We start from the raw sequence: 19,567 nt of genomic DNA, 5'->3' as shown, positions 1-19,567 counted from the left end.
TAGAATGGCCGCATGACCCTGGCCGAGGTGATCCGAGCCGCGATGGCGCTCTCGCCCGAGGAGCGCTCTCGGGTCGCCGACGTGCTCTACGAGGCCGACGAGGCCGACCAGTCGGCGATCGACGCGGCGTGGGCCTCGGTCGTGGCGCTACGGGCCGACGAGCTCGAGAGCGGCGCTGTGAGGACGCTGACGCGGGAGGAGGCCGACGCGTATCTCGACGCGCGCGCCGCTGCGAGAGACGCTTGATCCTCCGCGCCGGGTTCCATCCCGAGGCGCTCCGCGAGTTGGACGACGCGATCCAGTGGTACGACAAGGGCGGGCAGGGCCGGGGTGCACGGTTCCGCGCTGATTACGACCAGGTCGTCGACCGCTGCATGGAGTGGCGTGAATCAGCACCGGTTGTGCCGGTTCCAGGGTCCGACAGGACCTTCCGCCACGCACGAGTACCGCGGTCCCACTACCGGTTCGTCTTCTACGTCGCGGACGACGTCTTGAAAGTAGTTGCGGTCGCTCACCAGCGGCGGAGGCCGCTGTGCTGGGCGGACAGGGACTCATCCGCGGCCGCGCGCCCGGCGCCGGTGTCCGCGGCGCAGATCGGTAGTGCGACCGAGAACAGCGCGGCGTCCAGCAGGTCATGTCCCGAGGCACCCTTCTGCCTGTCGGGCGCGTGCCAACCCCGGGAACAATCGGGCCCTGGTCGGAGTTGAGTCAGATGTACTCAACTTCACTGAGTCTCGATTTGACAGGGTCGGGTCTGCGGATGCAAGTTGGGCGACGGAACCACAGACCACCCGGTCTCGGCTGCAGGCCGGACCACACCGCATACAGGGAGAACACACATGGGACGAGCAGTAGGGATCGACCTCGGCACCACCAACTCCGCGGTCGCCGTCCTCGAGGGCGGGGAGCCGAAGATCATCGCGAACGCCGAGGGCGGGCGCACCACGCCGTCGGTCGTCAGCTTCGCCAAGAACGGGGAGATCCTCGTCGGTGAGGTTGCCAAGCGGCAGGCCGTCACCAACGTCGAGCGCACCATCCGGTCGGTCAAGCGCCACATCGGCACCGACTGGAAGACCGGCGACATCGACGGCAAGACCTACACGGCGCAGGAGATCAGCGCCCGCACGCTGATGAAGCTGAAGAAGGACGCCGAGTCCTACCTTGGCGAGGACGTCACCGACGCGGTCATCACCGTGCCGGCCTACTTCGACGACGCCGAGCGGCAGGCCACCAAGGAGGCGGGCGAGATCGCCGGCCTCAACGTGCTGCGGATCATCAACGAGCCGACCGCCGCCGCGCTGGCGTACGGGCTGGACAAGGGCAAGGAGGACGAGCTGATCCTCGTCTTCGACCTCGGTGGTGGCACCTTCGACGTGTCGCTGCTCGAGGTGGGCAAGGACCCGGAGGACGGGTTCTCCACCATCCAGGTGCGCGCCACCCACGGTGACAACAAGCTCGGTGGTGACGACTGGGACGAGCGGATCGTCCAGCACCTGCTGACCACGGTCAAGAACCAGACCGGCGTCGACCTGGCCACCGACAAGATCGCGATGCAGCGGCTGCGCGACGCGGCCGAGCAGGCCAAGAAGGAGCTGTCCAGCTCCACCTCGACCTCGATCAACCTGCAGTACCTCTCGATGGGCGCCAACGGCCCGATCCACCTGGACGAGTCGCTGTCCCGCGCCCAGTTCGAGCAGATGACCTCGGACCTGCTGGACCGCACCAAGGCCCCGTTCGAGCAGGTCATCTCCGACGCGGGGATCAAGCTCGCCGACATCGACCACGTGGTCCTGGTCGGCGGATCGACCCGTATGCCGTCCGTCGCCGAGCTGGTCAAGAAGCTCACCGGCGGCAAGGAGCCGAACAAGGGCGTGAACCCCGACGAGGTCGTCGCGGTCGGCGCCGCCCTGCAGGCCGGTGTGCTGAAGGGTGAGCGCAAGGACGTGCTGCTCATCGACGTCACCCCGCTGAGCCTGGGCATCGAGACCCAGGGCGGGATCCTGACCAAGCTGATCGAGCGCAACACCGCGATCCCGACCAAGCGCAGCGAGGTCTTCACCACGGCGACCGACAACCAGCCGACCGTGGGCATCCAGGTCTACCAGGGTGAGCGCGACATCGCCCAGCACAACAAGCCGCTGGGCAACTTCGAGCTGACCGGCATCTCCCCGGCCCCCCGCGGGGTGCCGCAGATCGAGGTCACCTTCGACATCGACGCCAACGGCATCGTGCACGTGTCCGCCAAGGACCGGGGCACCGGCCAGGAGCAGTCGATGACGATCTCCGGCGGCAGCGCGCTGCCCAAGGAGGAGATCGAGCGGATGATCAAGGACGCCGAGGCGCACGCCGAGGAGGACAAGAAGCGCCGCGAGGAGACCGAGAGCCGGAACACCGCGGAGCAGCTGGTCTACTCCACCGAGAAGTTCCTGGCCGACAACGGCGACAAGGTCCAGGGCGACGCCCGGGGCCCGGTCGACGAGGCGCTGAACGACCTCAAGGAGGCGCTGAAGCCGGAGTCCGGCGCCAGCGCCGAGGACATCAAGACCAAGACCGAGAAGCTGTCGGCCGAGTCCCAGAAGATGGGTGCCGCGCTGTATGCCGACCAGTCCGCGGGTGCCGAGGGCGCCGGTGCCGGGTTCCCCGGTGGCGAGGGCTTCCCGGGCGCCGGTGACGACGCCCAGGCCGGCTCCGCCGGTGACGACGTGGTCGACGCCGAGGTCGTCGAGGACGACGAGGAGACCAAGTGACCGACGTCAACGCCTCCCCGGGGCAGGGCCCCGGGGAGGACGAGCAGGAGGCCACCGGCCCGGTGATCCGGGACAAGCGCCGGCTCGACCCGGAGACCGGTCAGGTCCGTGAGGGGACCACCCCCGGCCCGGCCCGCGAGGAGACCACCACCGAGGGGGAGGCGCCCGCGGACGGCGAGCGGACGGCATACGAGCAGGGCGACGGGGGTGCCGAGGAGGCGCACCCGGACACCCAGCTCGCGGCCGACCGCCTCGAGGACCTGCGCCGGCTGCAGGCCGAGTACGTCAACTACAAGCGGCGGGTCGACCGGGACCGGGTGCGGGACACCGAGGCGGCCGTGGGCAGCGTCGTCGAGGCGCTGCTGCCGGTGCTGGACGACATCCACTCCGCGCGGGCGCACGGCGACCTGACCGACGGGCCGATGGCCGCGATCGCCGACAAGCTGACCGGCGTCCTGGGGCGCTTCGGCGTGCAGGAGGTCGGCGCCGTGGGTGAGGTCTTCGACCCGACCGTGCACGAGGCGCTGATGCACCTGCCCGAGGCCGAGCTGCCCGAGGGTGCGACCGAGACGACCATCGTCCAGGTCATGCAGCCCGGCTTCCTGGTCGGGGAGCGTCTGGTGCGGGCGGCCCGGGTGGCCGTGGCCGACCCGGCCAGCTGACCGACCGGAGCCCCGGTGGGGCCGCGGCAGCCTTCGCGGCGCGCGGCCCCACCGCCGGCCGGGGCGGACCGGCCGGTGGATGATGGGAACGACCCGACCCCGACGAAGAGTGCGGGGGACGCGGAGATTGCTACGACAATGTGTGGGAGGTGAGGACAGGTGGCCAGTCAGGACTGGTTCGACAAGGACTTCTATGCCGTGCTCGGGGTGAGCAGTGACGCCGACGCCGCGGAGATCAAGAAGGCCTACCGCAAGCTGGCGCGCACGTACCACCCGGACAAGAACCCGGGGGACGCCGCGGCCGAGCAACGGTTCAAGGAGATCGGCGAAGCCAACGCGGTGCTGTCCGACCCCGAGGAGCGCCAGCAGTACGACGCGATCCGGCAGATGTCCCGGGGCGGTGCGCGGTTCACCGCCGGTGGGGGCGGTGCCGGCGGGGGTGCCGGCTTCGAGGACGTCTTCGCCCAGATGTTCGGCGGCGGGGGTGGCGGGGCGCAGAACGTCCGGTTCAGCACCGGCGGGGGCGGGTCCGGTGGCGTCAACCTGGAGGACCTGCTCGGCGGGGGCTTCGGCCCGGGCGGCTTCGGTGGCTACGGTGCGACCCGTGGGCCGCGCCGGGGTCGGGACGTGGAGGCCCGGACCACGATCAGCTTCCGGCAGGCGGCCACCGGTGACACGGTGACCCTGCAGACCCCCGAGGGCGGCCGGGTCACCACCCGGATCCCGGCCGGGGTCAAGGACGGGCAGAAGATCAGGCTGCGCGGCAAGGGCATGGCCGGCGACCCCGGTGCGCCCCAGGGCGACCTGCTGCTGCACGTGACGGTCCAGCCGCACCCGGTCTTCGGCCGGGACGGGCTCAACCTCACGGTGGACCTGCCGGTCACCTTCTCGGAGGCCGCGCTGGGCGCCACCGTGGAGGTCCCGACGCTGGAGGGTGCCCGGGTGAAGGTCAAGGTGGCGCCGGGGACCCCCTCGGGCCGGGTGCTGCGGGTCAAGGGCCGTGGCATCGCCGGCAAGTCCGGCACAGGTGACCTGCTCGCCAAGGTGCAGGTCGTGGTGCCGCAACGGCTCAGCGACACGGCGCGCGAGGCGGTCGAGGCGTTGCAGGCCGACGAGGCCGACGGCCCCGGGCCCCGCGAGGACATCTACGCCAGGGCGCGCACCTGACCCCAGCCGGAGGCACCCGCCCCGGCAGCAGACATCGATCCGGACCGACACCGACGGAGGTGAGCACGATGGGCAGGCGGGGACACCACGACGACGACACCCCGGTGTTCGTCATCTCGGTCGCGGCCGAGCTCGCCGGGATGCACGCCCAGACGCTGCGGCAGTACGACCGGCTCGGCCTGGTCACGCCGCAGCGCACCCGCGGCGGCGGGCGGCGCTACTCCGCCCGGGACGTCTCCCGGCTGCGCGAGGTCCAGCGGCTCTCCCAGGAGGAGGGCATCAGCCTGGCGGGGATCGAGCGGATCATGCAGCTGGAGCTGCAGCTGGACGCCCTGCGGTCCCGGGTGGCGGAGCTCACCGCCCAGAACGAGGAGCTCGAGCGGACCGTCCGGTCCGCGCGGCGGGTGTTCGCCGCCGGCGCGGCCGGCGAGGTGACCGTGCTCCCGCCCGGGCGGCGTCCCCGTCAGGTCGCCCCGTCGACCGCGCTGGTGCTGTGGCGTCCGCGGTCCGACGAGGACTGGTCCTAGGTCGGCGCGTTGCCCAACGGACGGACCGGCTGACGCAACACCGTCCGCAACGTCTCCGGGGCCGCCCTGCGCGGGTCGCCCAGGTAGATCTCGTGGTGCGGCCCGTTGAACGTCAACCCCCGCTCGGGCATCACCTCATGGTGCAGCCGGGCCAGGGTCGGGCCCTCATCGTCGTAGCTGCCCACGTTCATGATCTGCAGGGACCGTCCCTCGGTCAGCTCCAGCACCCGCACGTCCGAGACCGGTAGCTCCGGCTTCTTGTGTGCCGCGCGGGCCAGTCCCTGCGCCAGGTCTTCCCGGTCGACGGGTTCCGGGAAGGCGATGAGCATCGTCCAGTCCCACTCGTCCTTGCGGCGCTCCGTGAACGTCGTGGGGTCCTCGCTGGACCACAGGCCCTCGAGCGGGCTGACCACGAAGTCCTCGCCCGTGCGGTCGCGAAACGCGAACTTGGTGGCGTAGGCGCTGGCGTAGAGGGCGCCGACCGCCGCCGTGTAGGCCGGCGAGGTGTTGGGATCGCCGTGACCGTCGATGGCCAGCTAGGTGATCGGTGGGACGTCGACCTCGGTGAACTCCGTGGTCGGTGGTCGGTACAGGTCCGGACGCTCCCTTTTCAGGTCGATCTTCATCGCTGCGCGGCCACCTGGTCACCGGTCGGTGCGTGAGCGGGGACGGCCAGGGCAGCCGCGAACTCGGCGACGCGCTCGACACTGATCACGGTGTCAGGGTATGCGCTCGGCCGTGAGGTCGTCTCGCTTCCGTCGATGACCGGGTCGGTGCTTCGATCGTGGCCCGAGTGTGCTGCTTCTTGCTGCCCTGGGGGTGCTTCACCCCGGAACCTGACGCTTCGTCCCGGGAAGGTTCTGGGTCGAAGGTCAGGATTATCGGGTGACCCGAGAATCCTGCAGCCAGGGGGTATGACGAAGCCGCCGGGTCGGGGAGTGGTTCCCCGGCCCGGCGGCCTCGGTGTGAGTCAGCGTGTGCTGCTCAGGTGGTGACTACCTCAGTCGTCGACGCCGTCGGCGATGTCGTCCTCGATGCCCTGGGACACCGCGGAGGTACCGCCGAGGATGACGACCTTGCTGGCGCCGAGGCGAGCGATCTCTTCCTCGATGCCGGCACCGAACTTGCCGGACAGGTTGTCGTCGCTACCGCGGACCAGCAGGACCGGGACGTCCTCGGAGCCGGCGAGAGCACCACCGGCGAGGGCGTCGGCGTACTGCTGGCCGGTGGCCACGTAGACCACGTCGGCGGCCTCGTACCCGGCGGACACGGCCAGGCCGGTCTCGTAGCGGTTGTCACCGGAGAGGCGCTCGGAGGCGCCGACCTCGGCGTAGACCGCGTCGGACACGGCGGCGGTGCCACCCAGGACCACGACGGTGGCGTCCGGGTTGTCGGCGAGGACCTCGGCAGCAGCCGGGGGAACCTCGGTGTCCTTCACCAGCAGGACCGGGGCGTTGTCCCGGCCGGCCGCGGCCGAGCCCGCGAGGGCGTCGGCGAAGGCCTTGTCCCCGTTGCCGCGGGCCACGTAGATGGTGTCGGGGGAGTCGAACTCGGCGGCCAGCAGCGCGGCCGTCTCGTAACGGTCGGCACCACCGATGCGGCGCACGTTCGGGGCGTAGTCACCCAGCTCGGCCTCGATGCCCTCGGAGACCACGCCGGTGCCACCCAGGACCACGATGTTCTCGGGGTCGATGTTGGTCAGCTGCTCCTTGAACATCGTGTGGAACTTCGCCGAGTCCAGGTTGTCGTCCTGGCCGCGCACCAGCAGCACCGGAGCGGGGTTGCCCTCCGGGGTCTCCATGGTGCCGAACAGGCCGTTGGAGGCGGCGGAGCCGCCAGCCAGCGCGTCGGCGAAGCCCTGACCGGTGGTCACGTAGACCGTGTCGATGTCGCCACCGTAGTAGGTGGAGATCTCCGCGGCGGTGTCGTAACGGTGCTCACCCTGGTAGCGCACGACCTCCAGGGCCGGGGGCTCCGGCTCCTCGCCGGCGCCGGCCTCGACCAGGGCCAGGGCGTCGAGACGACCCTCACCGTAGACCGGGTTGTCCTCGGCGGTGCCGCCACACTGGTCGTCCGCGGTGTCGATCGCGGTGGTGTTCAGCAGCTCGGTCGTGGCCTCGATGTCACCGACCAGGTCGGGGTTGGAGGACCACAGCAGCGCGATGGCGCCCGAAACGTGCGGGGCGGCCATCGAGGTGCCGTTGAAGTTGGCGTAACCGTCACCCGGCACGGAGGACCGGACGTTCACGCCGGGGGCCGAGATGTTCGGCTTGATCTCGCCGTCCTGACCCGGACCGCGCGAGGAGAAGTCGCCGATCGTGTTGTTCACGTCGTAGGCGCCGACCGAGTAGTTCAGCGTACGGCTGCCCGGGGAGCCGGAGGTGTTGCACTCCGGGCCGTTGTTGCCGTTGGACCACACGCCGAAGATGCCCTCGGCGGCCCAGGCCTCCTGGATCTCCTCACCGAACGGGTCGTTCGAGGGGGCGGTGGTGCCCCAGGAGTTGTTCACGATGTGCGGACGCATGTCCGTGTCGCCCTCGCCGCCACCGACCGGGGTCGGGGCCAGCATCCACTCCATGGAGGAGAGCAGGGCCTCGTCGTCGGGGCAGCAGCCCGCGGCGGCGATCCACTTGGCGCCGGGAGCGACACCGATCTGGTTGCCGGAGCCGTCGTCGCCGACCATCGTGCCGGTCACGTGGGTGCCGTGCTCGTCGTAGTCGGTCGGGCTGTCGGCGCCGCCCTGCGGGTCGAACCAGTTGTAGTCGTCGCTGCCGGTCTCGGTGCCACGGTAGTGCTCGGCCAGGGCCGGGTGCTCACCGGCCACACCGGTGTCGACCGTGGCGACCACGATGCCCTCACCGGTGTACCCCAGGTCCCAGACGGCCGGGGCGTTGATGTTGTCCAGGCCCCACTCGGTGGCGTGGGGAGCCATGTCGGTGGCGGTCTTGGACACCGGCTCCTGCTGCACGACCTCGAACTCGGGGTAGATCTTGTCCACGCCAGCGTCCGCGGCCATCGACTTGACCAGGTCCAGGTCGGCCGAGTTCACCTTGATCGCGTTGGTGATGTAGAAGGACTTGTAGTCCACACCGGCCGCGTCGAGCTGGGCGCGGAGGTCGGCCTGGCTCTCGTCGGCGGCCGCACGCAGCGCGGCGTTGACCGCCTTGCCGCGGTCGGACCAGTTGAGTCCCTCGAACTGCGACAGGTCGGGACGGTTGCTGAAGTGAACCCAGACGTTGGCCTCACCGTTCTTGTCGAGGTCGGCCTGGACCTCGCTGGTCACCTTGTCGGCCTGCTTGTCAGCGGAGACCGACGAGGCGCTCGCGGCAACGGCAGGCAGCGCGCTGGCCACCATGCCGAGACCCGCGACAGCCGCAACAATGCGGCCGCGCGTCCTCTTCTGTGTGTGTGACACGTTTCCCCATTCCATTGTGCGCCGGGGCGGTCGGCATCGGGTTGACACCGCCGACATCCAGCTCGGTGCGGACGCCCCCCATGGACGTCCGAGGGGAAACCTACCGACAGGTTGAGGCGCCTGACAACCTTTTGGGCGCGGCGCAACGCGGATCACACGCGTCACTGTGGTAAAGACTTTCCCCGCGAATGGTCAACAGTCGCAATGCTTGCCGCGGGGCGTCACCCCTCGGGGTAGAACTCCCGGACGAGTGGGACGACGCTCTCGATCGAGTCGTGCACCGCGGTCGGGCGGTAGGGGAAACGCTCCACCTCGGCGGCGGACGTCGACCCGGTGAGGACCAGGACGGTGCGCAGGCCGGCCTCGAGCCCGCTGACGATGTCGGTGTCCATCCGGTCCCCGATCATCACCGTGTGCTCGGAGTGGGCGTCGATCCGGTTCAGCGCGCTGCGCATCATCAGCGGGTTGGGCTTGCCCACGTAGTAGGGGGTGATCCCGGTCGCCCGGGTGATCAGCGCGGCCACCGACCCGGTGGCCGGCAGCGGCCCGTCGGCCGAGGGGCCGGTCGGGTCCGGGTTCGTGGCGATGAACCGGGCGCCCCCGACCACGAGGCGGATCGCGCGGGTGATCGCCTCGAAGGAGTAGGTGCGGGTCTCCCCGAGGACGACGTAGTCGGGGTCGCGGTCGGTGAGCACGTAGCCCACGTCGTGCAGCGCGGTCGTCAGACCGGCCTCGCCGATCACGTATGCCGTGCCGCCCTCCCGCTGGGCGTGCAGGAAGGTGGCGGTCGCCAGGGCGGAGGTCCAGATGTTGTCCTCGGGCACGTCGATCCCGCCGGAGAGCAACCGCGCCCGGAGGTCCCTGGGGGTGTAGATCGAGTTGTTGGTGAGCACCTGGAACCGGGTCCCGGTGTCGATGAGGGTGGCGATGAAGTCGGCGGCGCCGGGCAGCGCCCGCTCCTCGTGCACCAGGACGCCGTCCATGTCGGTCAGCCAGCAGTCCACCGGGATCCGTTCGGTCATGGGTCTATCGTGCCAGCACCGCCCGCCTCCCGGTCCGCACGTGCCGCCCGTAGAGTGGGTGTCCCGTCTCACCGTGGAGGTCACGCATGTCCCCGTCCACCGACAGGACCACCAAGAAGGTCTGGACCCTCGACCAGCTCGGCGCCCTGGATCTCGGTGTCGCCGAGGAGGACCTGGCGATCCGGGACACCACCCGCAAGGCGCTGGCCGACCTGGCCCGGCCGCACGTGGCCCAGTGGTACCTCGACGGGGCGCTCCCGGTGCGCGACCTGGCCAAGGAGCTGGGCTCCCTCGGGCTCCTCGGGATGCACCTGGACGGCTACGGCTGCGCGGGGACCAGCGCCACGGCATACGGCCTGGTCTGCGCCGAGGTGGAGGCGGTCGACTCCGGGCTGCGCTCCCTGGTGAGCGTGCAGGGCTCCTTGGCGATGTTCTCCATCCACGCCTACGGCAGCGAGGAGCAGAAGCAGGAGTGGCTGCCCCGGATGGCGACCGGTGAGGCCATCGGGTGCTTCGGCCTGACCGAGCCGGACCAGGGATCGGACCCCGGCAACATGCGCACCCGCGCCCGGCGGGACGGGGACGACTGGGTGCTGGACGGCACCAAGATGTGGATCACCAACGGCTCGGTCGCGTCGGTGGCCGTGGTGTGGGCGCAGACCGAGGACGGCATCCGCGGGTTCGTCGTCCCGACCGACACCAAGGGGTTCTCGGCGCCGGAGATCAAGGGCAAGCTGTCGCTGCGTGCCTCGGTCACTAGCGAGCTGGTGCTGGAGGGGGTGCGGCTGCCGGACTCGGCCATGCTGCCCGGCGCGAAGGGCCTGTCCGGCCCGCTGGGGGCGCTGTCCGAGGCCCGCTACGGCATCGTCTTCGGCGCCATGGGTGCCGCGCGGGACGCGCTGACGACCGCGATCGACTACGCCGGCTCGCGCGAGCAGTTCGGCCGGCCGATCGCCGGCTTCCAGCTGACCCAGGCCAAGCTGGTCGACCTCGGGACCGACTACATCACCGGGATGCTGCTGGCGCTGCAGTTGGGCCGGCTCAAGGACGCCGGTCAGATCACGCCGCAGCAGGTGAGCCTGGGCAAACTGAACAACGTGCGCCGCGCGCTGGCGATCGCCCGCGAGTGCCGCAGCGTGCTCGGGGCCAACGGGATCAGCTCGGAGTACGCGCCGCTGCGGCACGCCGCGAACCTGGAGTCCGTGCTCACCTACGAGGGCACCACGGAGATGCACACCCTGGTCCTGGGGCAGGCGCTCACCGGGCACGCCGCCTTCCGCGGCTGACCGCCGCGGATGCTCTGGGCGATCGCGGCCGCCACCCTGGCCGGGGCGGCGACGATCGTCGGCGGTGCGCTGGCGCTGCACCCCGGGATGCGCCGGCGGGGTCCGCTGGCCGTCGGGCTGGCCTTCGCGGCCGGCATCATGATCGTGCTGTCGGTCGTGGAGATCCTGCCCCTGACGTTGCGCACCCTGCGTGCCTCGGAGGTCTCCGGGTCCAGCTGGTGGACAGCCGGTGTGCTGGCCGCCGGGGTCGGCCTCGTCTTCCTGATCGACGCGCTGCTGCCGCACAGCATCAACCCGGCCGACATCGCGGGCGGGGAGGAGCGGCAGGGCCCGGCGGACCTGCTGGCCAACCAGCGGCTGCTGCGCAGCGGCCTGCTGGTGGCCCTCATCGTCGGGGCGCACAACCTGCCCGAGGGGTTGATGACCTTCCTGGCCACCCTGGAGTCCCCGCAGCTCGGCGCCACCCTGGTCGTGGCGATCGCGATCCACAACATCCCCGAGGGGATGGCGGTCGCGGCCCCGATCTACGCGGCGACGGGCAGCCGGCAGCGGGCGCTCACCTGGGCCGCCCTGTCCGGGCTCGCCGAGCCGGTCGGGGCCCTGGTCGGCTACTTCCTGCTCCGGGCGCTGCTGCCCGACGAGCTGCTCGTGCTCACCCTGGCGCTGGTCGCCGGGATGATGATCGCGCTCAGCCTGCGCGAGCTGCTCCCCGCGGCGCGGCGCTACCAGACCCACTGGGCCCAGGGGCTGGGCGGCCTCGTGGCCGGCGGTCTGGTGATCTGGGTCAGCCTGCAGATCGGCTGATCGAGCAGCCCGCGACGGGATGTGGGACGCCTGGCGGCGACCGACTCGCCACCAGTTTTCGTAGCGGTTTTGTCGTCCTGACACGTCTTTTCGTTGCGGTTGTGCTGCCGACCCCCTAGTGCCGTCCGGAAATGGCGGGCCTGACCTGCGGTGTCCTCGAAATGGGGACAGCTTGGCCCGGCCCGTCCATGCAGGCAGCGTGCCCACTGGTACCCGGTTTGTCTGACTGGTAGCCGCCGACACGGCGGGCACGAGTCGGCCAGGCCGGGTACCGGTGCCACTAGGCCCGGCGGCCGGCCGCACCCCCGGCTCCCCGCCCGCGAACGTGTCCCCACCACGAGGACAGGCGGCAGGTAACCGCGGTGCTGCACGTCCCGTTCGTCCCGCACGTCGCTCTCGTCGAGCGGGGGTCAGGCCAGGGGGAGGCTCTCGGTGGCCCTGGACACCCAGTCGTGGGTCTGGATGACCTGCTGCTCCTGCGGTGTTGGTGCGGGCCCGACCGAGGTCAGGTGGTGCGTCGAGCTGTACCCGGTGGCGAGCTCGTTGTACCTGTCCACCCACTGTTCGGCATACCCGACGCGGTCCTCGGGGTAGGGCCACCCGACACTCTTGGCCGCGTGCCCGCAGCGCCACGGTTTCGGCGTCAGCCGGGCCCGGTAGGTCTCGTGGGTCGTGCACAGCAGGATGTAGACGGGGTCGGAGTCCAGCTCCCTGAGCACCTGCTCGGCGGCCTTCGTGCCCGGTGGCAGGTCCCCACCGGTCACCAGGACCCGCAGGCCGGCGGCCGTCCGGTAGGTGTGCACGCCCAGGTCGGGGTGTGCCCGGGCGAACTGGTCGATCCGGTGCAGGGCGTCCTCCTGCGGGTCGGGTCCGGCCTTCGTACCGCCACGACCGAGGAAGCGCCCGAGCAGGCCGCCGCCGCTCGGCCGGGTGGGCTCGGGCAGGTCGATGTCGGCGATCAGGAGGGCGTCGGTGTTGAGGACCTCGGCGCCGTAGCGGTTGCGGGTGACGACCGCCAGGAGCGTGCCGTCCTCGGCCGTGACCTCGGCCAGCGTCTCCTCGCGCAGCGGGAGGCGCGGGTAGTACTGCCCGCGCTGCAGGGGCTCGCCGACCTCGGCCTTGCGCCGCACCTGGGCGAGACGGTCCGCGGCGACCCTGGCCGCGTCCGCCAGGGAGGTGGTCGACCAGCCCCAGACGCGGAGGGCGAGGTTGCCGCCGTCCGGTCCGGGCACGTCGGCGTCGGCGGTGGTCCAGAACCGCGGGATCGGTCGCATCCGGTCACTGTGACACGGACGGGGCCCGCACCCGGGGAGGGCGTGGCCGGTTGATCCGGGTGGGTTCGGGGCAGACTGGTCCGGTGACTTCCCGATCGCTGCACCGTGACGCGCTCCGCACCCTCACCGCCTGGGTGCCGCCGACCCCGGAGCAGGCCCTGCTGCGGGACCGGTTCGGTGGGCACCTGTACGACTACGACGACGGCCTGAGCCGGGAGTGCCACCCCGACCACCTCACCGCCAGCGTGCTCGTGGTGTCCCCGGACGGTGGCCAGGTGCTGCTCACGCTGCACCGCAAGGCCGGGCGCTGGTTCCAGTTCGGCGGCCACTGCGAGCCCGGCGACGAGACGCTGGCCGGTGCCGCCCTGCGCGAGGCGGTCGAGGAGTCCGGCCTGGCCGCCGACGAGCTCGACCTCGACCCGGTCCCGGTCCACCTGGACGAGCACGAGGTGCCGTTCTGCGGCGAGCGCGGCGACGTGCACCACCTGGACGTGCGCTTCCTCGCGGTGGCCCGCGGCGGGGCCCGGCCCGTGGTGAGCGAGGAGTCCCTCGACGTGCGGTGGTGGCCGGCGGACGGCATACCGGGTGCCACGGAGGAGATGACCGCGCTGGTGCGGCTGGCCCGCGAGCGGATCGGCGGTCAGGCGCGCAGGTAGAGCCGGTGCCGGTTGAGCACCATGGCCAGGGCCGTCCACGCCAGGATGGATAGGACGGGGAAGAGGTGCTCCCAGGGCGTGCCGGTGAGCGGCTGCACCCAGCCCCACTGCCGGAACAGCGCGTTGAGCACGTGCGAGCCGAAGTAGACGAGCAGCGAGTTGCGTCCCAGCGCCAGCAACGGCTCCAGCGGCCGGAGCCGGGCGGCCCGCTCCTGCGAGTCGCCGTGGTCGATCAGCAGGTACGCGAGCAGCAGGACGACCCCGGTGCCCGCGCCGGTCAGCACGGCGAACGGCGGGGTCCACAGCCGCTTCATCACCGGCAGCGGCTCGGCACCCACCAACACCGGGAGCAGGATCGAGGCGGCGGCGAGGACCACCAGGCCCAGGCTCACCGCGGTGCCGAGGCGTCGCACCACGGTCACCCGGTCCTGGGCCGCCCGGGCGTTCAGGATGACGTGACCGAACAGGGCGCCGACGGAGGCCTGCAGGGTCGCCCCGGCCATGGACACCAGCCCCTCCGGGTCGTGGCCGGACTCGCCCAGGTGGTAGGTGTGCGCCAGCCAGGCCTGTTGGAGGTCGATGGTCAGCGACGGGTTGCACTCCCGCGTCACCATCCCGCCGCAGTGCACCATGAACACCGTGTGCAGCAGGGTCAGGCCGGCGGTGAGCACCAGCACCACGACGACCCAGCCCAGCGTCGTCCGGATCCAGATGTGGGCCAGGCAGACGAGGAGGATCACCACGGCATACAGCTGCAGGATGCCGAAGACCCGGGTGGTCGCGGGATCCCAGTTGGCGGTGGTGAGCGCCCCGTAGACGAAGCCGGCCGTGGTGAGCACGACGACCCTGCGCACCAGGCGGCGCGGGTTGCTGATGCCGCGGACGTAGGCGAAGGCGATGCCGGCCCCGGTGAGGGTGACGAAGATGGGGAAGATCAGGTCGATCAGGTGCACGCCGTTCCACGGGTGGTGCTCGCTCTGCCCGGAGGCGTTGATCACCGAGTTGACCCCCACGCTCGCGACGAGCATCAACCCCCGGACCACGTCGAGCGAGGCGACTCGGTGGAGTTTCGTCCCCGAGACCATGGTCGCGTGCGTCACCCCGGGAGTGTATGTCGTGGGCTGCGTATCCTGGCCCCGTGAACGGGGTGCGGTGGGTCGCGGTGGCCTGCCTCGGCCTCACCCTGGCGGCCTGCTCGGGCGCCGCCCCCGACGACGGGGCCGACCCGGTCGCCGAGGTCACCTACGTGCTGCTGCCGCACCCCGACGACGAGTTCCAGGTCTGGAGCCAGGTGGAGGGCAGGGAGGACTCCTACACCGTCTTCGTGCTGATGACCCGCGGTGAGCAGAGCTCCTACTGCGACTCCGAGACCGGCGGCGGACGGTGGACGTCCACCTGCGCCGACGCCCGGCTCGCGTCCTGGACCGGCTTCTTCGAGCAGATGGGGGAGCAGGACGCCACGCTGCCCGGTGCCCTGCCGGCCGAGCCCGAGCGGGTGACCGGCCTCGACCCCGACGACGTCGCGGTCGGACGCGACGACGACGGTGAGGTGACCGTCGACGCCGACGCCCTGGTGTGGCGCGACGCCGAGGGGCGCGGCGCCCTGGTCGCCTTCGACCTGGGGGACGGGGACCTGACCGAGCAGGAGGCCACCTGGGCGGCGGAACAGGTGATCACCGACCCCGCGGAGTTCGGCCTGCTGGACCGCGCGCCGGACCGGGTGCTGGGCGCCTACTACTTCCCGGGGGAGGCGGACGGGTGCTTCTCCTACCCGCACCCGGACCACGCGGCGGTCGCGGCGATCATCCGGGCCGCGGACCTGGCGCCGGTGCAGGCCTACGCCACCTGTCGGGCCGCGGACGCCGGGGCATCGGAGTCGCGGGTCAGTGACGGGGCCGCCGAGGCGGCGTTCGGGGATGGCGGGGCGTTCCCGGCGCACTACGGGTGGCTGGGGGACTGGCCGCTGGCCCGGGACGACCAGAGCCAGTTGTTCCACGTGCCGCAGGCCTTCGTCGGGGGTGGCGGGACCGAATAGGCGATCAGCCCGCGGTGCGGAGCGCGGCGGCGATCATCCGGTGGCCCTGCTCCTCGAACGGCCGGTCGCCGACCTGGTAGGCCCAGGCGGCCGTGCCGATCGCCTCGCGCAGCGTCGTCCGCCGCCACGCCGCGGGCTCGCGCGGGTCGCTGCCGTAGCCCTGGAGGAACGCCTCCTCGCGCTCGGGGTGCCCGGGGAACTCCCGGGTGGCGAGCCGGGCCAGGTCGGTGTGCGCGGGGCGCCACTGCGCCCGCCCGAAGTCGATGACGGACACGGTGCCGTCGGCCACCAGCCAGTTGCGGGTCTGGTAGTCGCCGTGGGTCGGGACCACCTCGACCGGTTCGTGCCGGTGGCCGGCGATGGCCTCCCGCAGTGCCCCGCAGGTATCAGGGTCGATCCGGTGCGGCCGGTCCAGCCAGGTCAGCGCAGCGGCGTCCATCCGGGCCTCGTAGCACTCGTCCGTCCGGGAGCCCTGCTGGTGGAGGGCCGCGAGCAACTCCCCCGCCTGCCGGTAGGTGTCCGGGTCGGCGGCGGCCGGGGTGTCCTGCACCAGGTCCCCGGGCAGGTAGCTGGCGACCAGGATGTTGAGGTCGCGGTCGCCGTGCAGCAGCCGCGGGGCCCGGCCGATGGCCGTCCACGGCGCGAGCATCGTCTCGTGGGCGGTGAGCTCCCGGCCGATGTGGTGGTTGTCCGGGCCGGCCGCCTTGACCACGACGTCGACACCGCCGTGCCGCAGCTGCCGCACGGCGGTGTCGACGAGTCCCCAGCTGTGGTCCCGCACGAGCCGCGCACCCGGGAGCCAGCCGGCCACCCGGGCGCGCTGCTCGGGGGTCAGCCCGGGAAGCGGGTCGTCGGGTCGGGTCACACGGGGTACTCGGAGAGCACGGCCGGGCCGATCCAGCGGTCGTCGCCGAGGTTCAGCCAGCCGGAGGAGTGCAGTTCCCCGGAGACCTCGGTCCCACGCGGCTCGGAGCCCACGACGGCATACTGCTCGCCGGGGCCGGAGCGCACGTTGGCCGCGTAGTTGGCGCTGACGTAGCGGGTCACCTCACCGGGCGGGGTGGCCGGCGGGTCCTCCGGCGGAGCCGGCTCCTCGGGCGGGGTGCCGCCGTCGCCGGGCTGGGCGTCCGGGTCGGCGCCGCCGTTGGTCGTGGTGAGGCCGGCCTGCACCGAGCACACCGGCCAGGCGCCCGGGCCCTGGGTGTAGAGCACCCGCCGGGCGACCGCGATCTGCTCGGCCTTGCTGGCCTGGTGGGCGTAGCCGGCGTACTCGCCGCCGCCGAAACCGTTCCAGGTGGCGGGGTGGAACTGCAGGCCGCCGTAGAAGCCGTTGCCGGTGTTGATGTGCCAGTCGCCACTGGACTCGCACTGCGCGACGTCGTCCCAGACGCCGGGGTCGTAGCCGGAGGCGCTGGCGCTCGCGGCGCCGAGTCCGACGGCGACCATCGCGGCGGCGCCGGCACCCACGAGGCGGGTGGCGACCCGGCTGCGGGTGTGGCGGGAGCGGGCAGGGGTGTGCGTGGAGCGGTTCATGAACTCTCCTCGGTGCCGGTTGGCCGACCACGTGTGGGCCGCGGCCACCCGGCGGGCTCACGCCTTTCGGGTGAGGTCGGGGGCAAGGTCGCTCGGCGGGGGCAGGGGGCCGCCTCCGCGGCGACGCTGCGGGCAACGTCGTGCGCAACGGTGGGCACAACGGCCGTCCACGGTAACGGGCCTGGCTGGACTTGGCTACCCGAGCGAGTGCGCGGCGGTCTCGGTGGCGACCAGCCACACCGGTTGGTATTCCGTGAGCCACAGCGAGCGCTCGCCGGCCCCCGGGTGCCAGGTCGGGCGGGTGCCGGAGATCCGGTCCACGCACCGGTCCGGGTCCAGTCCGGCCTCCCGGAGCACGCTCTCGGGGACCGGGCGGTGCTCGGCCGTGACGTTGTAGGCGGCCACCATCGGGCCGAGCGGGTGGTCGCGCCGCAACAGCAGGACGCCGGGGTCCCGGGTCAGCATCGGCGTCGAGGGGGTCGACGCGTGCAGGTGCGGCAGGTCCTGGCGGACCCTGACCAGGTGACCCAGGCCCGCGCGCACCTCGTGGTTGCCCGCCGGCCCGGACCCGTCTTCGCCGGCCGCGTCCCACGGCAACCGGGGCCGGTGCAGCCACCGGTTGTCGTCGGCGTGGTCGGGGTCCCGGTCCCAGGCCCAGTCGTTGGTCAGGCCCAGCTCGTCGCCCATCCAGAGGACGGGCACCCCACCGAAGCCAAGGATCACCGCATGGACCAGGAGGACACGCCATACGGCATAGGGGTCCTCGGTCTCGAGCCCGGCGAGCGAGGCCAGCATCCCGGAGGTGCGGCGGTCCCCGGTCTGCTCGTTCTCCTGGAACAGCAGCCCCCGGGCGAAGGACCCCGGGACGTCACCGGCGTAGAAGTCGGCGAGGTAGCGGCGGTGCGACCAGCCGTGCAGCCCGAGCGCGGCGGCGTCCCGGTCGTCGATCGCCCACCCGATGTCGTCGTGGCACCGGGCGTAGGTGATCCAGGCGGTGGTGCTCGGGGCCTGTGGGAGCTGCGCGAGCGCGTGGGCGGTGAGGCGCACGTCGCCGGTGGCCAGCATGTTCCAGACCTGCACCATGAGCCCGTTGTGGTAGGCGAGGTCGGACACCTTGCCGTGGTGCCGCCCCTGCCCCAGGTAGGGCAGCAGTTCGCGCGGCCCGACGATCGCCTCGGCCTTGAAGACGACCGCGGGGGCCACGATCCGGGCCACGGTCCGCAGCGCCTGGGTCAGCGCGTGGACCTCCGGTTGGTTCTGGCAGTCGGTGCCCATCCGCTTCCAGGTGAACGCGATCGCGTCCAGCCGCAGCACCTCGACGCCCTGGTTGGCCAGGAAGCAGACGGTGTCGGCGTACTCCACCAGGACGTCGGGGTTGGCCCAGTTCACGTCCCACTGCCAGGCGTTGAAGGTGGTCCACACCCAGCGGCCGAGGTCCTCGTCGAAGGTGAAGTTGCCCGGCGCGAAGTCGGGGAAGACCTCCGGCAGCGTCCGCTCGTAGGCGTCGGGCAGGTCCCGGTCGGCGAAGGTGAGGAAGTAGTCCAGGTAGCGCCGCTCGCCCGCCCGTGCCCGCTGCGCCCACTCGTGCTCCGCCGCGACGTGGTTGAGCACCAGGTCCAGGCACAGGCTGATCCCCTCGGCCCGCAGCACCTGGGTGAGCTCGGCCAGGTCCTCCATGGTGCCCAGGTCCGGCCGCACGCTGCGGTAGTCCTGCACCGCGTAGCCCCCGTCGTTGGGCTTGGGCCGGGGCGTGAGCAGGGGCATCAGGTGCAGGTAGGTGACCCCGAGCTCCTTCAGGTATGCCGTGTGCCGGGCGACCCCTCGCAGGTCACCCGCGAACCGGTCGGCATAGCAGGCGTAACCCAGCATCGAGGGTTGCTGGAACCAGTCCGGTCGCAGGCTGCGGGCCAGGTCGAGCGCGTGCAGGTCCTCCGGGCGTTCCCGGTAGGCGCGCGCCGCCAGCTCGAGCAGCCGGTCGGCGACGGCGTCCGGGTCCGGGTAGAGCTCGGCGAGGGCCTCGAGCAGGTCGGGGCGCCACCGCTCGATGCGGGCGGCGAGGACCTGATCCCGCAGGTCGTGGTCGCTCTCCATGGCGGCAGCATGCCACCCGGGTGCCCGCAGCGTCACCGTGCACGGCATACGTGCCTGTGCGCGGCAAATTTCTCGGGAGGCGGCAAATGTCCCGGCGTGCGGCAAATGTCGCGACATTTGGCGCTTATGGGGCACTCTGCCGCTTGCGGGGCAGGACGGCGCTTGCGTCGGGGGCTCGGTGCTTGGTGGCTGTCTGGCGCGAGCTGGCCGCTCCCGGCGACGCGGGCGGCATACGTGCCTGCGCGCGGTAAATGTCCCGGTGCGCGGCAAATCTCCCTGCGAGCGGCAAATCTCCCTGCGAGCGGCAAATGTCGCGACATTTGCCGCTTCGGGGGCACTTTGCCGCTC

General features: G+C 71.7%; 18 protein-coding genes. 10 read left to right on the top strand and 8 right to left on the bottom strand.

Translation table 11 applies throughout. The features are described from left to right. Positions 1-12: 12 nt before the first annotated feature. The 6 genes from FB467_RS17625 to FB467_RS17600 all read left to right on the top strand — a co-directional run bounded on the left by FB467_RS17625 (position 13) and on the right by FB467_RS17600 (position 5,103). Complete coding sequence (locus FB467_RS17625) at positions 13-246, top strand: addiction module protein (RefSeq protein ID WP_141786254.1); 234 nt, start codon at positions 13-15, stop codon at positions 244-246. Continuing rightward, entirely contained in the window at positions 243-707 is a 465-nt protein-coding gene (locus FB467_RS19570) for a type II toxin-antitoxin system RelE/ParE family toxin (RefSeq protein WP_170230821.1), read from the top strand. Before FB467_RS17625 ends, FB467_RS19570 begins: the two co-directional genes overlap by 4 nt. Positions 708-839: 132 nt before the next feature. After that, a complete protein-coding gene (dnaK, locus tag FB467_RS17615; protein ID WP_141786252.1) occupies positions 840-2,747 on the top strand; it encodes a molecular chaperone DnaK in 1,908 nt (635 codons plus the stop codon). Beyond that, the gene (locus FB467_RS17610; protein WP_141786251.1) at positions 2,744-3,409 is read left to right on the top strand and encodes a nucleotide exchange factor GrpE; all 666 of its coding nucleotides are present in this window, start codon (positions 2,744-2,746) and stop codon (positions 3,407-3,409) included. Before dnaK ends, FB467_RS17610 begins: the two co-directional genes overlap by 4 nt. Positions 3,410-3,568: 159 nt before the next feature. Continuing rightward, positions 3,569-4,576 carry a DnaJ C-terminal domain-containing protein gene (locus FB467_RS17605; RefSeq protein WP_141786250.1) on the top strand — a complete coding sequence of 336 codons (1,008 nt, stop codon included), beginning with the start codon at positions 3,569-3,571 and terminating at the stop codon, positions 4,574-4,576. A gap of 68 nt (positions 4,577-4,644) precedes the next feature. After that, a complete protein-coding gene (locus tag FB467_RS17600) occupies positions 4,645-5,103 on the top strand; it encodes a heat shock protein transcriptional repressor HspR (RefSeq protein WP_141786249.1) in 459 nt (152 codons plus the stop codon). On the opposite strand, the gene FB467_RS17595 is transcribed toward FB467_RS17600, so the two are convergent. The 3 genes from FB467_RS17595 to FB467_RS17585 form a co-directional block, all read right to left on the bottom strand. Continuing rightward, positions 5,100-5,633, bottom strand: coding sequence for a GyrI-like domain-containing protein (locus FB467_RS17595; protein WP_342354735.1), 534 nt, complete (start codon positions 5,631-5,633; stop codon positions 5,100-5,102). The two genes, FB467_RS17600 and FB467_RS17595, sit on opposite strands and share 4 nt — an antisense overlap. A 470-nt stretch (positions 5,634-6,103) precedes the next feature. Continuing rightward, on the bottom strand, positions 6,104-8,458 hold the full coding sequence (locus FB467_RS17590; RefSeq protein WP_170230820.1) for a cell wall-binding repeat-containing protein: 2,355 nt from the start codon (positions 8,456-8,458) through the stop codon (positions 6,104-6,106). Positions 8,459-8,739: 281 nt separating this feature from the next. Beyond that, the gene (locus FB467_RS17585) at positions 8,740-9,540 is read right to left on the bottom strand and encodes an HAD-IIA family hydrolase (RefSeq protein ID WP_141786247.1); all 801 of its coding nucleotides are present in this window, start codon (positions 9,538-9,540) and stop codon (positions 8,740-8,742) included. An 86-nt stretch (positions 9,541-9,626) separates the two neighbouring features. Here FB467_RS17585 and FB467_RS17580 point away from each other — a divergent pair, with 86 nt between their 5' ends. Beyond that, positions 9,627-10,826: an acyl-CoA dehydrogenase family protein gene (locus FB467_RS17580; RefSeq protein WP_141786246.1), complete on the top strand. Its 1,200-nt coding sequence runs from the start codon at positions 9,627-9,629 to the stop codon at positions 10,824-10,826. Between the two features lie 9 nt (positions 10,827-10,835). Continuing rightward, positions 10,836-11,630: a ZIP family metal transporter gene (locus FB467_RS17575; RefSeq protein WP_141786245.1), complete on the top strand. Its 795-nt coding sequence runs from the start codon at positions 10,836-10,838 to the stop codon at positions 11,628-11,630. Between the two features lie 410 nt (positions 11,631-12,040). Here FB467_RS17575 and FB467_RS17570 read toward each other — a convergent pair whose 3' ends face one another. Further along, positions 12,041-12,904, bottom strand: a complete 864-nt coding sequence (locus FB467_RS17570; protein ID WP_141786244.1) for a hypothetical protein — start codon at positions 12,902-12,904, stop codon at positions 12,041-12,043. 83 nt (positions 12,905-12,987) lie between these two features. Here FB467_RS17570 and FB467_RS17565 point away from each other — a divergent pair, with 83 nt between their 5' ends. Then, complete coding sequence (locus FB467_RS17565) at positions 12,988-13,560, top strand: NUDIX hydrolase (RefSeq protein WP_141786243.1); 573 nt, start codon at positions 12,988-12,990, stop codon at positions 13,558-13,560. Here FB467_RS17565 and FB467_RS17560 read toward each other — a convergent pair. Beyond that, the gene (locus tag FB467_RS17560) at positions 13,545-14,660 is read right to left on the bottom strand and encodes a heparan-alpha-glucosaminide N-acetyltransferase domain-containing protein (RefSeq protein WP_141786242.1); all 1,116 of its coding nucleotides are present in this window, start codon (positions 14,658-14,660) and stop codon (positions 13,545-13,547) included. The two genes, FB467_RS17565 and FB467_RS17560, sit on opposite strands and share 16 nt — an antisense overlap. Positions 14,661-14,698: 38 nt before the next feature. On the opposite strand from FB467_RS17560, the gene FB467_RS17555 reads away from it, so the two are divergent. Next, positions 14,699-15,595 (top strand): hypothetical protein, encoded by an 897-nt coding sequence (locus FB467_RS17555; RefSeq protein ID WP_141786241.1) that lies wholly within the window; start codon positions 14,699-14,701, stop codon positions 15,593-15,595. Positions 15,596-15,599: 4 nt separating this feature from the next. Here FB467_RS17555 and FB467_RS17550 read toward each other — a convergent pair whose 3' ends face one another. From FB467_RS17550 to FB467_RS17540, 3 genes are all read right to left on the bottom strand, one after another. Next, a complete protein-coding gene (locus FB467_RS17550; RefSeq protein ID WP_141786240.1) occupies positions 15,600-16,460 on the bottom strand; it encodes a phosphotransferase in 861 nt (286 codons plus the stop codon). Continuing rightward, positions 16,457-17,128, bottom strand: coding sequence for a transglycosylase family protein (locus tag FB467_RS17545; protein WP_170230819.1), 672 nt, complete (start codon positions 17,126-17,128; stop codon positions 16,457-16,459). The genes FB467_RS17550 and FB467_RS17545 overlap by 4 nt, the downstream gene beginning before the upstream one ends. A gap of 195 nt (positions 17,129-17,323) precedes the next feature. Then, on the bottom strand, positions 17,324-19,219 hold the full coding sequence (locus tag FB467_RS17540) for an alpha-amylase family protein (RefSeq protein ID WP_141786239.1): 1,896 nt from the start codon (positions 19,217-19,219) through the stop codon (positions 17,324-17,326). Positions 19,220-19,567: the final 348 nt, after the last annotated feature.

This window comes from Ornithinicoccus hortensis (assembly GCF_006716185.1).
GTDB lineage: Bacteria > Actinomycetota > Actinomycetes > Actinomycetales > Dermatophilaceae > Ornithinicoccus > Ornithinicoccus hortensis.
This window is presented reverse-complemented; position numbering and strand designations above follow the sequence as displayed.